Here is a 13,560-nt window from a genome sequence, read left to right on the forward strand (position 1 = left end):
GCCACGTGCGTCCTGCCCTCTTCCCTATCTTCAGTTCTTCTATTCCGACCAGCATGCAACCACGTTCGCTTTACCTCGCGCTTCTCCTCGCCAGCCTGTGCACCGGCGCCCACGCGGGCCTGAACAAATGCAAGGGGGCCAACGGGCACCCCGTCTACCAGAGTGCGCCGTGCCCGCCGCCGGCCAGTGCCTACGCGAAAAAGATGCCGGCCCTGGCCGAGCGCAATGCACAGGTCAAGCAGCAAAAGGTAGAAGAAAAACAGCGCTACGCCGACGACCGCCCGGGCGCCAACTGGGACCCGTCGCGCAAGCCGTCCGCCTCGCTGCCGCCGCAGGTGCCCACTCCCGTGCCAGGCCAGGCCAGCGTGCAGGCACAGGCAACGCCGGCAGCGCCTGCGAAATCGGCGTCACGCGGCGCCCCGCCAGGCGACTATCAGGAAAAACTGGCTGCCCAGAAACTCGAAGCCGAAAATGCCAAAATCCGCGCCGGCAACAAGGCCATCGAATGCAACAACGAACGCCAGCAACTGGCAGTGGCGAGGGATGGGCGCGGCGTGCATACCGTCAACAACAAGGGCGAGCGCAACTTTCTTTCGGATCCGCAGCGCGATGCCGCGATCGCCGAAGCCGAACGGCGCGTCGCGCGCGCCTGCCGGTAAGTCCGGCAGGCTGCCAGCGCAACATGCCAGTGGCAGCGACCGTCATTGCGTCAGGTAGCTACGGCTCCTTGACCGCCGCCAGCGCCATGTTTTCAACCAGGCCCGGCGCGACCAGCTTGAGAAAGCGCCCCGCCTTGCCCCTGGCGGTCATGACCACCTCGCGTCGGCGCCCCTCCATGCCGTCGATAATCAGGCGCGCGCATTCTTCCACCCCCATCGCGCCCTCTTCCTTGAGCAGGCTTTTGCCGAGTTGCCCTCCGGCCGCGTTGTAGCCGTGATGGCGGATCTGCGTGGCCACCACGCCCGGGTACGCAGTCGTCACGCTCACGCCAGCGCCCTTCAATTCGGCGCGCAGGGCTTCGAAAAATCCCGCCATGGCGAACTTGGTCGCCGCGTACGCGGTGCGCCCCGGCACACCGACCAGTCCCGCCAGCGACGACACCGCCACGATGCTCCCGCGCGAAGCCTTCAGGTGCGCCAGCGCCGCGTGGGTGCACCACACGCTGCCCCACAGGTTCACGCGCATCAGGTCTTCGTACCAGCCCAGGTCCTGCACGTCTTCAAACAGGGCGTGCGCCGAGCGCCCGGCGTTGTTGACCAGGGCGTCGATGCGGCCGAAGCGCGCCACGGCGGCGGCAATGAGCGCAATGCACTCGGCCTGCACCGACACATCGGTCGGCACGGCCAGGGTGTGCGCGCCGAGCGAGCCGCACTGCCCCGCCACCTCGTCGAGCATGGCGCCGTTGCGGGCGGCCAGCACCAGCGCCACCTGGGCGCCGCCACGCGCGGCCAGCTGGCGCGCCATCTCGGCGCCAATGCCGTCCGAACTGCCGGTAATGACAATCACGCGCATGCCCGCTCCCTATTTCTGTGTTTTGACGATCTGCATGGCGCTGGCGATCAAGCCGCTCATCTCGCCCAGGTTGGCCGGCACGATGATCGAATTGTTGGTCTTGGCCAGCTCCGAGAACGCGTGCACGTACTGCTCGGCCACCTTGAGGTTGACCGCATCCTGCCCCCCCGGCTCGCGGATGGCGGCGCCGATCTGGCGCAGCGCGTCGGCGTTCGCTTCGGCCAGCGCCACGATGGCCTTGGCCTGGCCTTCGGCGCGGTTGATCGAGGCTTGCTTCTCGCCTTCGGAACGGGCAATCGCCGCTTCGCGCTCGCCGGTGGCGATGTTGATCTGCTCCTGCTTGCGTCCTTCCGAGGCGGCGATCAGGGCGCGTTTTTCGCGTTCGGCGGTAATCTGGGCCTGCATTGCGTGCAGGATTTCCTGCGGCGGCGTCAGGTCCTTGATTTCGTAGCGCAGCACCTTCACGCCCCAGTTGGCGGCCGATTCATCGATCGCGTTGACGATGGTGATGTTGATGTGATCGCGCTCTTCAAACGTTTTATCGAGCTCCATCTTGCCGATCACCGAGCGCAGGGTAGTCTGGGCCAGCTGGGTGATGGCCGCCAGGTAGTTCGACGAGCCGTACGAGGCGCGCATCGGATCGGTGATCTGGAAGTACAGGATGCCGTCCACCTGCAGCTGGGTGTTATCTCTCGTGATGCAGACCTGCGGCGGCACGTCGAGCGGAATCTCCTTGAGAATGTGCTTGTAGGCGATGCGGTCGATGAACGGCAACACGATGGACAGGCCCGGCACCAGGGTCTTGTGGTATTTGCCGAGGCGTTCGACCACCCAGGCGTGCTGCTGCGGCACGACGTTGATCGCCATGAAGGCAAACACCACCACCACGGCCAGAACGATGAGTGAGAATATTCCGAAACCTTCCATAGCCTGCTCCTTTGGGTTGTTGTCGTTAGCTGTTGGCGACGATCAGGCGACTGCCCTGTACTTCAACGATCCTGAAACTGCCTGCTTCGGCCAGCGCGCCGGGACCGAGTTCCACGTCCCACGGTGCGCCGCGGTACATGACGCGCGCCTTGCCGTCGGTCCAGGTGGTTACGTGCACGCTCTGGCCGATGTCCATGTTCACGTTGGGGTCGCGCGCGGTGTCCTGGCGCTTCGGCGCGCCGAAGCGGCTGCGATGCAGCACGCCGGTGGCAATCGCCCCGACCACGGCGGCGGTAAGGATCTGGAGCGGCATCCCGAAGCCTGTCAGCGCCGCGATGGCGCCGCATGCCAGGCCGATGGCAATCATCAGCAGGTAAAACGTGCCCGTGAAGAGTTCGAAAATGACCAATGCGCCAGCTGCCGCCAGCCACCACGTCCAATCAGCCATGATATTCCTCCAAAGGCGGACCCAGATTATGAAAAACAAAAACCCCCGTGGCCCGGCATGGACGACGAGGGTGCAAATTTGTTGAAAAGCCGGTTTTTATGATGGTCTTGTTGGATTGACTTTGATGCGCTTAGTCTAGCGCGTTTTGCGGAAGTGTCAATCCTATTTGCCGTCGCTCGGCGGCGAACAGACAAAACGTGGACCCCACAACGAAAAACCGCCGTTTCCGCCAATGGCGGGAACGACGGCTTGACGTGTAACGCCGTTGAGCGGCGTTACATGGCGCAGGGCACCAGCTATTACAGCGCGGCCAGCTTCTGCCAGGTATCGATCACCGAGTCAGGATTGAGCGACATCGACTCGATGCCCTCGCCCATCAGCCATGCCGCAAAATCTGGATGGTCGGACGGCCCCTGGCCGCAGATGCCGATGTACTTGCCCTGGTCGCGGCACGCCTTGATCGCCATCGACAGCAGCGCCTTGACCGCCGGATCACGCTCGTCGAAGTCGGCCGCCAGCAGCGCCATGCCCGAATCGCGGTCCAGGCCGAGCGTGAGCTGGGTCAGGTCGTTGGAACCGATCGAAAAGCCATCGAAGTGCTGCAGGAACTCGTTGGCCAGGATCGCATTCGACGGCACTTCGCACATCATGATCAGGCGCAGGCCGTTTTCGCCGCGCTTGAGGCCATTCTTGGCCAGCAGATTGACCACTTTCTCAGCCTGGCCCAGGGTACGCACGAACGGCACCATGATCTCGACGTTGGTCAGGCCCATGTCGTTGCGCACGCGCTTCATGGCCGCGCATTCCATCTCGAACGACTCGGCAAAGTCCGGCGACAGGTAGCGCGCGGCGCCACGGAAACCGAGCATCGGGTTTTCTTCATCCGGCTCGTAACGCGAACCGCCGATCAGCTTCTTGTACTCGTTCGACTTGAAGTCGGACAGGCGCACGATGACCGGCTTCGGCCAGAACGCGGCCGCAATCGTCGCGATCCCTTCGGCCAACTTGTCGACGTAGAAGGCCTTTGGCGAGGCATGGCCGCGCGCCACCGATTCCACCGCTTTTTTCAGGTCGGCATCGATGTTCGGATACTCGAGAATCGCTTTTGGGTGCACGCCAATATTGTTATTGATGATGAACTCGAGGCGCGCCAGGCCCACGCCGCCGTTCGGAATCGACTGGAAGTCGAAGGCCAGCTGCGGGTTCCCGACGTTCATCATGATCTTGGTGGCGATCGGCGGCAGTTCGCCGCGCGCCACTTCCGACACTTCCGTTTCCAGCAAGCCGTCGTAGATCATGCCCTCGTCGCCTTCGGCGCAGGACACGGTGACCAGCATGCCGTCTTTCAGCGTTTCGGTGGCGTCGCCGCAGCCGACAACGGCCGGCACGCCCAGTTCGCGCGCGATGATGGCCGCGTGGCAGGTACGCCCGCCGCGGTTGGTGACGATGGCCGAAGCGCGCTTCATCACCGGTTCCCAGTTAGGGTCGGTCATGTCGGCCACCAGCACGTCGCCCGGCTGCACACGTTCCATTTCGGACGGATCGTGAATCACGCGCACGCGGCCCGCGCCGATCTTCTGGCCGATGGCGCGGCCCTGCGCCAGCACCGTGCCGCTGCCTTTGAGCTTGAAGCGCTGCTGGGCGTCGGTGGGTTTTTGCTGCGACTTGACGGTCTCGGGACGCGCCTGCAGGATGTACAGCTTGCCGTCGCGGCCATCCTTGCCCCACTCGATGTCCATCGGACGGCCGTAGTGGTTTTCGATGATGACGGCGTACTTGGCCAGTTCCACCACTTCGGCGTCGTTGAGCGAATAGCGGTTGCGCATTTCGATCGGCACATCGACGGTCTTGACCGAGCGGCCGGCTTTGGCTTCGGCGGTAAATTCCATCTTCACCAATTTGGAGCCAATATTGCGGCGGATCACGGGCGACTTGCCCTGTTCCAGCATCGGTTTATGCACATAGAATTCGTCGGGATTGACCGCGCCCTGCACCACCGTCTCACCCAGACCGTAGCTGGAGGTGACGAACACCACGTCCTTAAAACCCGATTCGGTATCGATCGTAAACATCACGCCGGCCGCGCCCAGGTCGGAGCGCACCATGCGCTGCACGCCAGCCGACAACGCCACTTCGGCGTGGGTAAAGCCCTTGTGCACGCGGTAGGAAATGGCGCGGTCGTTGTACAGCGACGCGAACACGTGCTTCATCGCTTCCAGCACGTTGTCGATGCCGACCACGTTCAGGAAACTCTCCTGCTGGCCCGCGAACGACGCATCCGGCAGATCTTCGGCGGTGGCCGAGGAACGCACGGCGAACGACATTTCGACTTCGGAATCGGCCACCAGCCGCGCATAAAAGGTGCGGATTTCTTCTTCCAGGCGGGCCTGGAACGGCGTTTCGACGATCCATTTGCGGATCTCGGCGCCGGCGGCGGCGAGCGAGCGCACGTCGTCGATGTTCAGGCCTTCGAGGCGGGTGGCAATGCGGTCGCCCAGCGACGGGCCGCCGTCGATGCCGTGCGCCAAAAAGTCGCGGAAGGCGTCGGCCGTGGTGGCAAAGCCGCCCGGCACGCGCACGCCGGCGCCGGCCAGCTGGCTGATCATTTCGCCGAGCGAAGCGTTCTTGCCGCCGACGGATTCCACATCCGTCATGCGCAATTTCTCGAACGATGCCACGTACACCCCGGTGCGATCCGGTTCCTTCAATGCTGCGGTAGACAACTTGGTCATAACAAACACCCTTACTGATAGTAGAAATCTGTTCGCAGAGCGGGACTGACTATGTTTTCTTGTTATTCTTGGGGCCGTGCCGCACAATTGATGCGTTGCAGAGCATTTTACAGCCTGCGCCGCGAATTTACAGCGCACAACTTGAAACATTGGCAGCACAGGAAGCCGACACGACAAATATGACCACAGAACCACGCCCACCCCTGCCCACCTCCGCCCGGACCGTGTTTTTCGTTTCCGATGGCACAGGTATTACCGCAGAGACATTCGGCCACGCCGTCCTCACCCAGTTCGAAATGCGTTTCCGCCAGGTACGCCTGCCCTTCATCGACACGCTCGACAAGGCCTACGACGCGGCGCGCAAGATCAACGAGGCGCTCACCACCGACGGCCAGCGCCCGATCGTGTTCTCGACCCTGGTCAAGCCCGACCTGTCGAACGTGATCCGGCAGTCGCGCGGCATGCACATGGACTTGATCCAGACTTTTGTTGCCCCACTGGAACAGGAACTGGGCGTCAAGTCGACCCACACCATCGGGCGCTCGCACAATATTGTCGACAGCCAGGAGTACAAGAACCGCATCGAAGCGATCAATTTCTCGCTGGCGCATGACGATGGGCAGTCGCACAAGAACCTGTCGGCCGCCGATGTGATCCTGGTGGGCGTGTCGCGCTCGGGCAAGACCCCCACCAGCCTGTATTTGGCGATGCAGTACGGCATCAAAGCGGCCAACTATCCGCTCATTCCCGACGATTTCGAGCGCGGCCGCCTGCCCTCGTCGCTGCCGCCGTTCCGCGACAAGATTTTTGGCCTGTCGATCACGCCGGAGCGCCTGTCCGAAATCCGCCATGAGCGGCGCGCCGGCAGCAAGTACGCGTCGATCGAGAATTGCCGCTACGAAGTCAACGAGGCCGAGCTGATGATGAAGCGCGAAGGCATCCGCTGGCTGTCGTCGACCACCAAGTCCATCGAGGAAATCGCCACCACCATTTTGCAGGAAATCAAACCGGATCGGCGCGAGTATTAATACATGAGTGAAGCTGAAAGCAAGAAGATCGATCCCGTGGCCGATGGCCTGTCCGATGGCGCTGCGGAACTTGCGGCCGCTCCTGCGCCCGAGGCAGCGCAGGAAAAGATCTCGGAGTTCCTTGATCGCAACCTGAGCGCGCACGACAAGCTCGAACGCGCGCGCATGGAGCTGCTCGACCTGTCGGCGCGCAACCGGCTGCTGAACATTCCGCGTTCGGCCAAATCGACCCGCATCATCGACGTGATCGACGAGCGTTCGAGCGATATTTTCCGCATGCTGGTCACGGAAAACCGCGCGCTCACCTTCCTGCCCGGGCACAGCGCGGCCTTCGTGGCCACCGCGGCGCAGTTGGCCGAAGACGCCGGCGTGCCCGAGGAACTGGCCCAGCCCGACGAGGAAGTCGACGAAAACGGCGTTATGCTGCGCCATAACGACACCAAACTGCAAACCAAGCTGACCTCCAAAGGCCTGCAAAAGCGCCTGCTCGACCTGTACAACGACGCCCGCACGCTGGAAGAAGAACAGGGCGTGAACATTTTGTACCTCACGCTCGGCACCCTCAAATGGATCGACCCGGCCAACGCGAGGAACATCCGCTACGCGCCGCTGATCCTGATTCCGGTCAGTCTCCAGCGCGGCAACGCGGCCGAACAATTCAAGCTGCGCTGGCGCCAGGAAGAACTGTCAGCCAATCTCTCGCTCGAAGCGTTTTTGCAGCGCGTGCACGGCATCACCCTGCCCACCTTCGAGGCTGGCGACGACTTCAACCCGACCGCCTACATCAACGAGGTCGCGCAAGCGATCGCCTCGAAAGAAAACTGGCAGGTGCTTGTTAACGATGTTGTGATGGGCTTTTTCTCGTTCGCCAAATTCCTGATGTACCGCGACCTCGATCCGTCGGTGTGGCCGGTGCAGCAAGGCCTGCTCGGCCAGCCGCTGATGCGCGGCCTGCTCTCGGACGGCTTTAGCAGCGACACCCCGATGATCCCCGACGACACCCCGATCGACGCCGTCATTTCGCCCGCCGAACTGCTGCACATCGTCGACTGCGACAGCTCGCAGGCGCTGGCCGTGCACGACGTGCGCAGCGGCCGCAACCTGGTGATCCAGGGCCCGCCCGGCACCGGCAAGTCGCAAACCATCGCCAACATCATCGCCTCGGCGGTCGCCGACGGCAAGAGCGTGCTGTTCGTGGCCGAAAAGATGGCCGCGCTGGACGTGGTCAAGCGCCGCCTCGACCATGCCGGCGTGGGCGACGCCTGCCTCGAACTGCACAGCAACAAGGCCAACAAGCGCGTGCTGCTGGAAGAACTGCGCCGCACCGCCGACCTGGGCGCGCCGCGCGGCGAGCTGCCGGCCACCCTCAACGCGCGCCTGCAACTGGCGCGCGACACCCTCAACGGCCATGCCGACCGCATGCACGCCGAGCACCCGGTGGCGCGCCTGACGCCCTACCAGGTGATCGGCCATATCACCGAACTGCAGCGCCAGCGCGTGGCGCCCCTGAATAATCCGTTCGACCAGCCCGACACCTGGACGCCGGACGAACGCGCGCAGCGCTACCAGCTGGTGAGCGAACTGGCGCAGCGCCTGGCCGAGATGGGCCTGCCCTCGCAGCACCCATGGCGCGGGGTGCGCATGACGAATATCTCGCCGACCGAAATGGAGCGCCTGGCCCAGCGCATTACGCGCGCCAGCGGCGGCCTGTCGGAACTGGCGGCCAGCCAGACCACCCTGGCCGCGGCGCTCGACATGGGGCCGCCCGACAGCTGCGACGATTTTGCCCGCATCGCCGACATGGCGCACCGCGTGGCGAATGCGCCGCGCCTGTCGCGCCAGGCCTTGTCGTCGCCGGTCTGGACCACACAGCGCGAAGACATGACCAACCTGGTCGAACAGGGCGCGCAGTACGCGCAGCTGGTCACGTTTTTGGAAGGCAAAGCCACACCCGACGCCTGGCACCTCGACCTGAAACCGGTGCGCCAGGCACTGCGCCCGCTGCCGGCCGGAATGAGCGACGCCGCCTTCGGGCGCCTGGCGCGCCTGGCGGTGCAGCTGCCAACGCTGCTGCAAGACACCGAACGCCTGCGCGCACACCTGGGCGCCGCGGCGCGCACCGATACCCTGTCCGAGATCGGCAAGGCGCTCATCCTCGGCCAGCGCATCGCCTGCGCGCCCGACGTCAGCGCCGAGGTATTGTCGGCCAGCGTGTGGGACCACGGCATCGAGCAGGCGGCCGACCTGGCCGAGGCGGTGGCCACCCTGCACGAGGCCCGTACGTACCTGGCCGACAAGGTGCTCGACGAAGCCTGGGACACCGACCTGACCGGCGTGCGCCAGGCACTCGCCATCCACGGCAGCAGCATGCTGCGCTTCTTGCGCGACGACTGGCGCCGCGCCAATGGCCTGATTAAATCGGTGCTGCGCAATCCGGATATTGAGCTGGTCGGCCAGATCGACATCCTCGACCGCCTCTCGGCCGGCCAGAAAACCATGCGCTTCCTGCGCGAGAACGACCAGCTGGGACGCACCGCCTTTGGCGGCGACTGGCGCGCCGAGCGCTCGTCGCCGGTGCCGCTGCGCGCCCTGGTGGCGTGGATCCGCACGCTGCGCGGCATGGGCCCGGAACCGCGCCTGATCGCCGCCGGCGTCACCGACCGCCCTGCCCTGGGCGTGCGCGTGGACCATGTCCAGCGCTCGCTCGACAACACCTTGACCCTGCTGCGCGACTGCTGGAACGACTGCGGCGCGGCGATCCGCCACATGTTCCCCGACATCCTGACGGTGGAACATGCCAACCTGGCCGAAGTGGGCACTTTTGTCGCCGCGCTCGACGCGGCCCTCGGCACGGTGCGCAGCGCGCTGGCGTTCCGGCCGGCGCATTTGTCCGACCTGCTGCCGGTGCTCGACGCCCTGATCACGGCCCAGCGCATCGCGGCCAGCATCGACGAGGCGCGCGTACTGGGCGAGCAGGCCTTCGGCTCGCACTGGCAGGGCGCGGCCTCGGACTGGAGCTTCCTGATCGGCGCGGCGCAGTGGATCAACGCCAATCCGGCGCTGCCGGCCATGGTGGCGCGCCACGACGACCGCAGCCTGCCTTTGCAGCGCGCGCTGGCGCTGGAACAGAGTTTCATCGCCTGGAACAATGAACTCGAAGGCCTGTTCGAAACCCTGTGCGCCGACGCCCAGTCGCTGTTTGGCACCGACAGCGCAGCGCAGGTGCCGATCGCCGACCTGCTGGTGCGCTTTGCCGACTGGATCACCTACGCCGAGCAGTTGTCGCGCTGGGTCACCTGGCGCGAACGCAGCGGCATGGCGCGCCTGATGGGCATGGCGCGCTTCGTCGACGAGATGGAAAGCGGCCGCCTGAGTACCGGCGCGGCCCCGGCCTCGTTCAACATGAGCTACTTCGAAGCGCTGTACGCATCGCAGGTGCGCGCCGAGCCGGCCCTGGCCAGTTTCGACGGCCAGGTGCACGACAGCGAAGTGCAGCAGTTCGTAGAGCTGGACCGCCAGCGCATCAGCGCCGCCGGCCTGCAGGTGGCGCGCGCGCACTTCCAGCGCATTCCGCAAGGCGGCAGCGCCATCGGCCCGCTGGGCGTGCTGCGCGGCGAACTGGCGCGCCGGCGCGGCCACATGCCGATCCGCCAATTGATGCTCAAGGCGGCGCCGGCGATCCAGGCGATCAAGCCGGTATTGATGATGAGCCCCTTGTCGGTGGCGCAGTTCCTGCCGCCAGGGCTGCTCACCTTCGACCTCTTGGTGATGGATGAAGCAAGCCAGATCCAGCCGGTCGATGCCCTCGGCGCGATTGCGCGCTGCCGCCAGGTGGTGGTGGTGGGCGACGAACGCCAACTGCCGCCGACGCGCTTTTTCGCCAAGCTGACCGACGGCAATGCCAGCGACGAGGACACCGACGGCGGCGAAGCGCAGGTTTCCGACATCGAAAGCATTCTGGGGCTGTTCACCGCGCGCGGCCTGCCGCAGCGCATGCTGCGCTGGCACTACCGCAGCCGCCACCAGTCGCTGATCGCGGTATCGAACAGCCAGTTCTACGAGAACAAACTGTTCATCGTGCCGAGCCCTTACACGCAGGAAGCCGGCATGGGCCTGTCGTTCACGCACGTGGCGGACGGCGTTTTCGACACCGGCAACAGCGGCACCAATGTGCAGGAAGCGAAAGCGGTGGCCGAGGCCATCATGCGCCACGCCGTGCAGTCGGCCCAGCATTCGCTGGGCGTGGCCACCTTCTCGGTGGCGCAGCGCAAGGCCATCGAAGACCAGCTCGAAGTGCTGCGGCGCGCCGACCAGCGCGCCGAGAGCTTTTTCCAGTCGCATCCGAGCGAGCCGTTTTTTATCAAGAACCTCGAAAACGTGCAGGGCGACGAGCGCGATGTGATCCTCATTTCGGTCGGCTACGGGCGCAATGCCGACGGCACGGTCAACATGCGCTTCGGCCCCTTGAGCGCGGACGGCGGCGAACGGCGCCTGAATGTCCTGATCAGCCGCGCCAAGCGCCGCTGCGAGGTATTCGCGTCGATCACCGACGAAGACATCGACCTCGAACGCGGCAAGGGCAAGGGGGTGCAGGCCTTCAAGCTGTTCCTGCGCTATGCGCGCACCGGGCAGCTGGGCATGGCGCTGCGCAGCGGGCGCGATTACGACAGCCTGTTCGAAGTCGAAGTGGCCAACGCATTGCAGGAACGCGGCTTCGAGGTCCATCCGCAGGTGGGCATCGCCGGCTTCTTCATCGACCTGGCCATTCCCGACCCGGACCGCCCCGGGCGCTACCTGCTGGGGATCGAATGCGACGGCGCGGCGTATCACTCGTCGAGTTCCGCGCGCGATCGCGACCGCCTGCGCCAGGCGGTGCTGGAAGACCATGGCTGGATCATCCATCGTATCTGGAGCACCGACTGGTTCCAGCGCCCGCAGGAACAACTGCAGCGCACCATCGCCGCCATCAACCAGGCGCGCAAGACGCTCGACCTGCGCGCCGAAGAAAGCAAGAAGCTGCACCAGCCGCCACCGCCGCCAGGGGTGCGCATCGAGCGCGAGATCCTGACCGAAGTGGCGATCACGCCGGCCGAGGAAGCGCCGCAGCGCAGGAACCGCTACGTGGAAGCGGTGCTGGTGAAACCTGCCGGCGACTACGAGCTGCACGACGCGCCGGTCGACGTGCTGGTCGACCTGGTCGAGCAGATCGTCTACATCGAAGGTCCGGTGCACCTGGATGAAATCGTGGTCCGGCTGCGCAATACCTGGGGCTTGCAGCGGGTCGGTCCGCGCATGGCGGCAGCAACCGAGCGCGCGGTGGATGCCGCCGTGGCGCAAGGGCTGGTGGCGCGCCTGAACGGCTTTGTGTGGAAGCCGGGCAGCCCGGTGACGCCGCGCGACCGCACCTTTGTCGATTCGGAAGGACTGCGCCGCGCCGACATGCTGCCGCCGAAAGAGATCGAGGTGGCCATTATCCAGGTGGTGGAACGCCACTTCGGCGCCAGCCAGGAAGAAATCGTGAAGGGTGTGTTGAAGATGTTCGGGTTTAAACCGATCCAGGGGCCGCTGCGCGACGCGGTGCAGATGCGTTTGAACCTGATGGTGCGCGAGATGGTGCTGGTGGCGAGCGGGCCGGTGCTGGTGCTGTCGGATCATGCGCGCTCGCTGTAGGCGTGATCGACAAGCCGGGCCGACTGGCCCGGCATTGATCCGATACGCACATTCCGTGGCCTGGGCGACCTTCCATGGCTGTTCGTGCTGATGATGTTGATCCTGAACGTTCGCTAATTCGACAGAACCTGTGACGATACTGTTGACTGTACCGCGAGTCCGCTATCTGCCCCGACTATGAAAACGTCGAAATATCGTCAAGCGCATCCTCAACCACTCCAGCAATTTCACTTCTATCAAGCTTCATTCGCAATGCAGCTATTACTTTTTCTTTCTCAAGCTTCCGATGGATTCTTGCTATATGGCCCAAACAAGTCGCCGATACCCCGGCAATATTCATGTCGCCACTCTGTAAAAATTCAAGGCAGCGATGCTGAGTCCATTAATTCATTGTTCAATATACCGTGATCAACGTAATCATTTGCGAACTCATGCGAAGGAATCAGCTGGCCGACAGTAACATACGAAAATGTCTTTGTTTTTTCATCAATCGTATTAACCTGAAGATCGATAACACCATTGATGCATTCTATTTCCCCAACCCGCCAGTGTTTAGAGACAAAATTCTCAATGTCAGAATTTTTCAGACTTCAATGGAAATTAACACAATATCTTGCGACATATTAAACCTTGTCCAATCATCGCTGCAAACCAACAAATATCGTTTTAGATCGATATCCTCCCTTTTGCCTGACTAACCTTCTGCCGGCCAGCCTCTCAGTATCAACTACTTGCGCATACCATGTACATGAATCCAGTGCGGCAGCGTTGCGTCGTGTCTCAGAATACCTGCACGGCGAGACAGGAATCACACCCTGCGAACGACGCTTTCAGGGCTTCTCCTCTTGCAAGATATCAAGACTACGCTGAAATTCAAGTGAAGCGATCCGTCCCTCAGCGATGCAACGCAATGCGTTCAAGCTTGGCTGGAAATACGTTGCAGTAGGGGCAAATGTTTGGTGATCCAACAATTCGTAGATGGAAAAATCGACATTTTCGCGAAGCAGCAACTCGACCAGGCCGATCAGTTTGGTCTCGGACCCCGGATCGTCGCGGTCTGCGAATTTTTTCTCGATAACAGGAGTGCCGCCCGCGACGGCCTGGATGATATCAGCAATGCTGGTGTCAATCGTCCTGCGCACGGCCTGTATCACCGCCTTCTTGTCCGCTCCAAAACTGCGCACAACCACTACAATTTTTGACATGCAAGCCTTTCCAGATCCAGCAGCGCGTCGGGCCAGGG

9 protein-coding genes are annotated in these 13,560 nt (G+C 63.4%); 3 read left to right on the forward strand and 6 right to left on the reverse strand.

The window, feature by feature from the left end; all coding sequences use genetic code 11:
- Window positions 1-53: 53 nt before the first annotated feature.
- Window positions 54-659 carry a hypothetical protein gene (locus F1609_RS29540; protein ID WP_167080769.1) on the forward strand — a complete coding sequence of 202 codons (606 nt, stop codon included), beginning with the start codon at window positions 54-56 and terminating at the stop codon, window positions 657-659.
- 58 nt (window positions 660-717) lie between these two features.
- On the opposite strand, the gene F1609_RS29545 is transcribed toward F1609_RS29540, so the two are convergent.
- From F1609_RS29545 to ppsA, 4 genes are all read right to left on the reverse strand, one after another.
- Window positions 718-1,512, reverse strand: coding sequence for an SDR family oxidoreductase (locus F1609_RS29545; RefSeq protein WP_167080771.1), 795 nt, complete (start codon window positions 1,510-1,512; stop codon window positions 718-720).
- Window positions 1,513-1,521: 9 nt separating this feature from the next.
- Window positions 1,522-2,379: an SPFH domain-containing protein gene (locus F1609_RS29550; protein ID WP_229422136.1), complete on the reverse strand. Its 858-nt coding sequence runs from the start codon at window positions 2,377-2,379 to the stop codon at window positions 1,522-1,524.
- Window positions 2,380-2,464: 85 nt separating this feature from the next.
- A complete protein-coding gene (locus tag F1609_RS29555) occupies window positions 2,465-2,887 on the reverse strand; it encodes an NfeD family protein (RefSeq protein ID WP_167080775.1) in 423 nt (140 codons plus the stop codon).
- 299 nt (window positions 2,888-3,186) lie between these two features.
- Entirely contained in the window at window positions 3,187-5,619 is a 2,433-nt protein-coding gene (ppsA, locus tag F1609_RS29560) for a phosphoenolpyruvate synthase (RefSeq protein WP_167080777.1), read from the reverse strand.
- Between the two features lie 179 nt (window positions 5,620-5,798).
- Here ppsA and ppsR point away from each other — a divergent pair, with 179 nt between their 5' ends.
- Together ppsR and F1609_RS29570 are read left to right on the forward strand one after the other, a co-directional pair.
- Window positions 5,799-6,647 carry a posphoenolpyruvate synthetase regulatory kinase/phosphorylase PpsR gene (gene ppsR, locus F1609_RS29565; protein ID WP_166878825.1) on the forward strand — a complete coding sequence of 283 codons (849 nt, stop codon included), beginning with the start codon at window positions 5,799-5,801 and terminating at the stop codon, window positions 6,645-6,647.
- A 3-nt stretch (window positions 6,648-6,650) separates the two neighbouring features.
- Window positions 6,651-12,317: a DUF3320 domain-containing protein gene (locus tag F1609_RS29570; protein ID WP_167080779.1), complete on the forward strand. Its 5,667-nt coding sequence runs from the start codon at window positions 6,651-6,653 to the stop codon at window positions 12,315-12,317.
- Window positions 12,318-12,492: 175 nt separating this feature from the next.
- On the opposite strand, the gene F1609_RS29575 is transcribed toward F1609_RS29570, so the two are convergent.
- Both F1609_RS29575 and F1609_RS29580 read right to left on the reverse strand, forming a co-directional pair.
- Entirely contained in the window at window positions 12,493-12,657 is a 165-nt protein-coding gene (locus F1609_RS29575; RefSeq protein WP_167080781.1) for a hypothetical protein, read from the reverse strand.
- A gap of 490 nt (window positions 12,658-13,147) precedes the next feature.
- On the reverse strand, window positions 13,148-13,522 hold the full coding sequence (locus F1609_RS29580) for a hypothetical protein (RefSeq protein WP_167080783.1): 375 nt from the start codon (window positions 13,520-13,522) through the stop codon (window positions 13,148-13,150).
- Window positions 13,523-13,560: the final 38 nt, after the last annotated feature.

It is taken from the genome of Massilia aquatica (assembly GCF_011682045.1).
Classification (GTDB): domain Bacteria; phylum Pseudomonadota; class Gammaproteobacteria; order Burkholderiales; family Burkholderiaceae_D; genus Telluria_A; species Telluria_A aquatica.

What these genes read in the sequence shown, in the direction of transcription:
- F1609_RS29540 (WP_167080769.1), top strand. Translation starts at nt 54, where the DNA reads ATGCAACCACGTTCGCTTTACCTCGCGCTTCTCCTCGCCAGCCTGTGC.
- F1609_RS29545 (WP_167080771.1), bottom strand. Translation starts at nt 1,512, where the DNA reads ATGCGCGTGATTGTCATTACCGGCAGTTCGGACGGCATTGGCGCCGAG.
- F1609_RS29550 (WP_229422136.1), bottom strand. Translation starts at nt 2,379, where the DNA reads ATGGCGATCAACGTCGTGCCGCAGCAGCACGCCTGGGTGGTCGAACGC.
- F1609_RS29555 (WP_167080775.1), bottom strand. Translation starts at nt 2,887, where the DNA reads ATGGCTGATTGGACGTGGTGGCTGGCGGCAGCTGGCGCATTGGTCATT.
- ppsA (WP_167080777.1), bottom strand. Translation starts at nt 5,619, where the DNA reads ATGACCAAGTTGTCTACCGCAGCATTGAAGGAACCGGATCGCACCGGG.
- ppsR (WP_166878825.1), top strand. Translation starts at nt 5,799, where the DNA reads ATGACCACAGAACCACGCCCACCCCTGCCCACCTCCGCCCGGACCGTG.
- F1609_RS29570 (WP_167080779.1), top strand. Translation starts at nt 6,651, where the DNA reads ATGAGTGAAGCTGAAAGCAAGAAGATCGATCCCGTGGCCGATGGCCTG.
- F1609_RS29575 (WP_167080781.1), bottom strand. Translation starts at nt 12,657, where the DNA reads ATGAATATTGCCGGGGTATCGGCGACTTGTTTGGGCCATATAGCAAGA.
- F1609_RS29580 (WP_167080783.1), bottom strand. Translation starts at nt 13,522, where the DNA reads ATGTCAAAAATTGTAGTGGTTGTGCGCAGTTTTGGAGCGGACAAGAAG.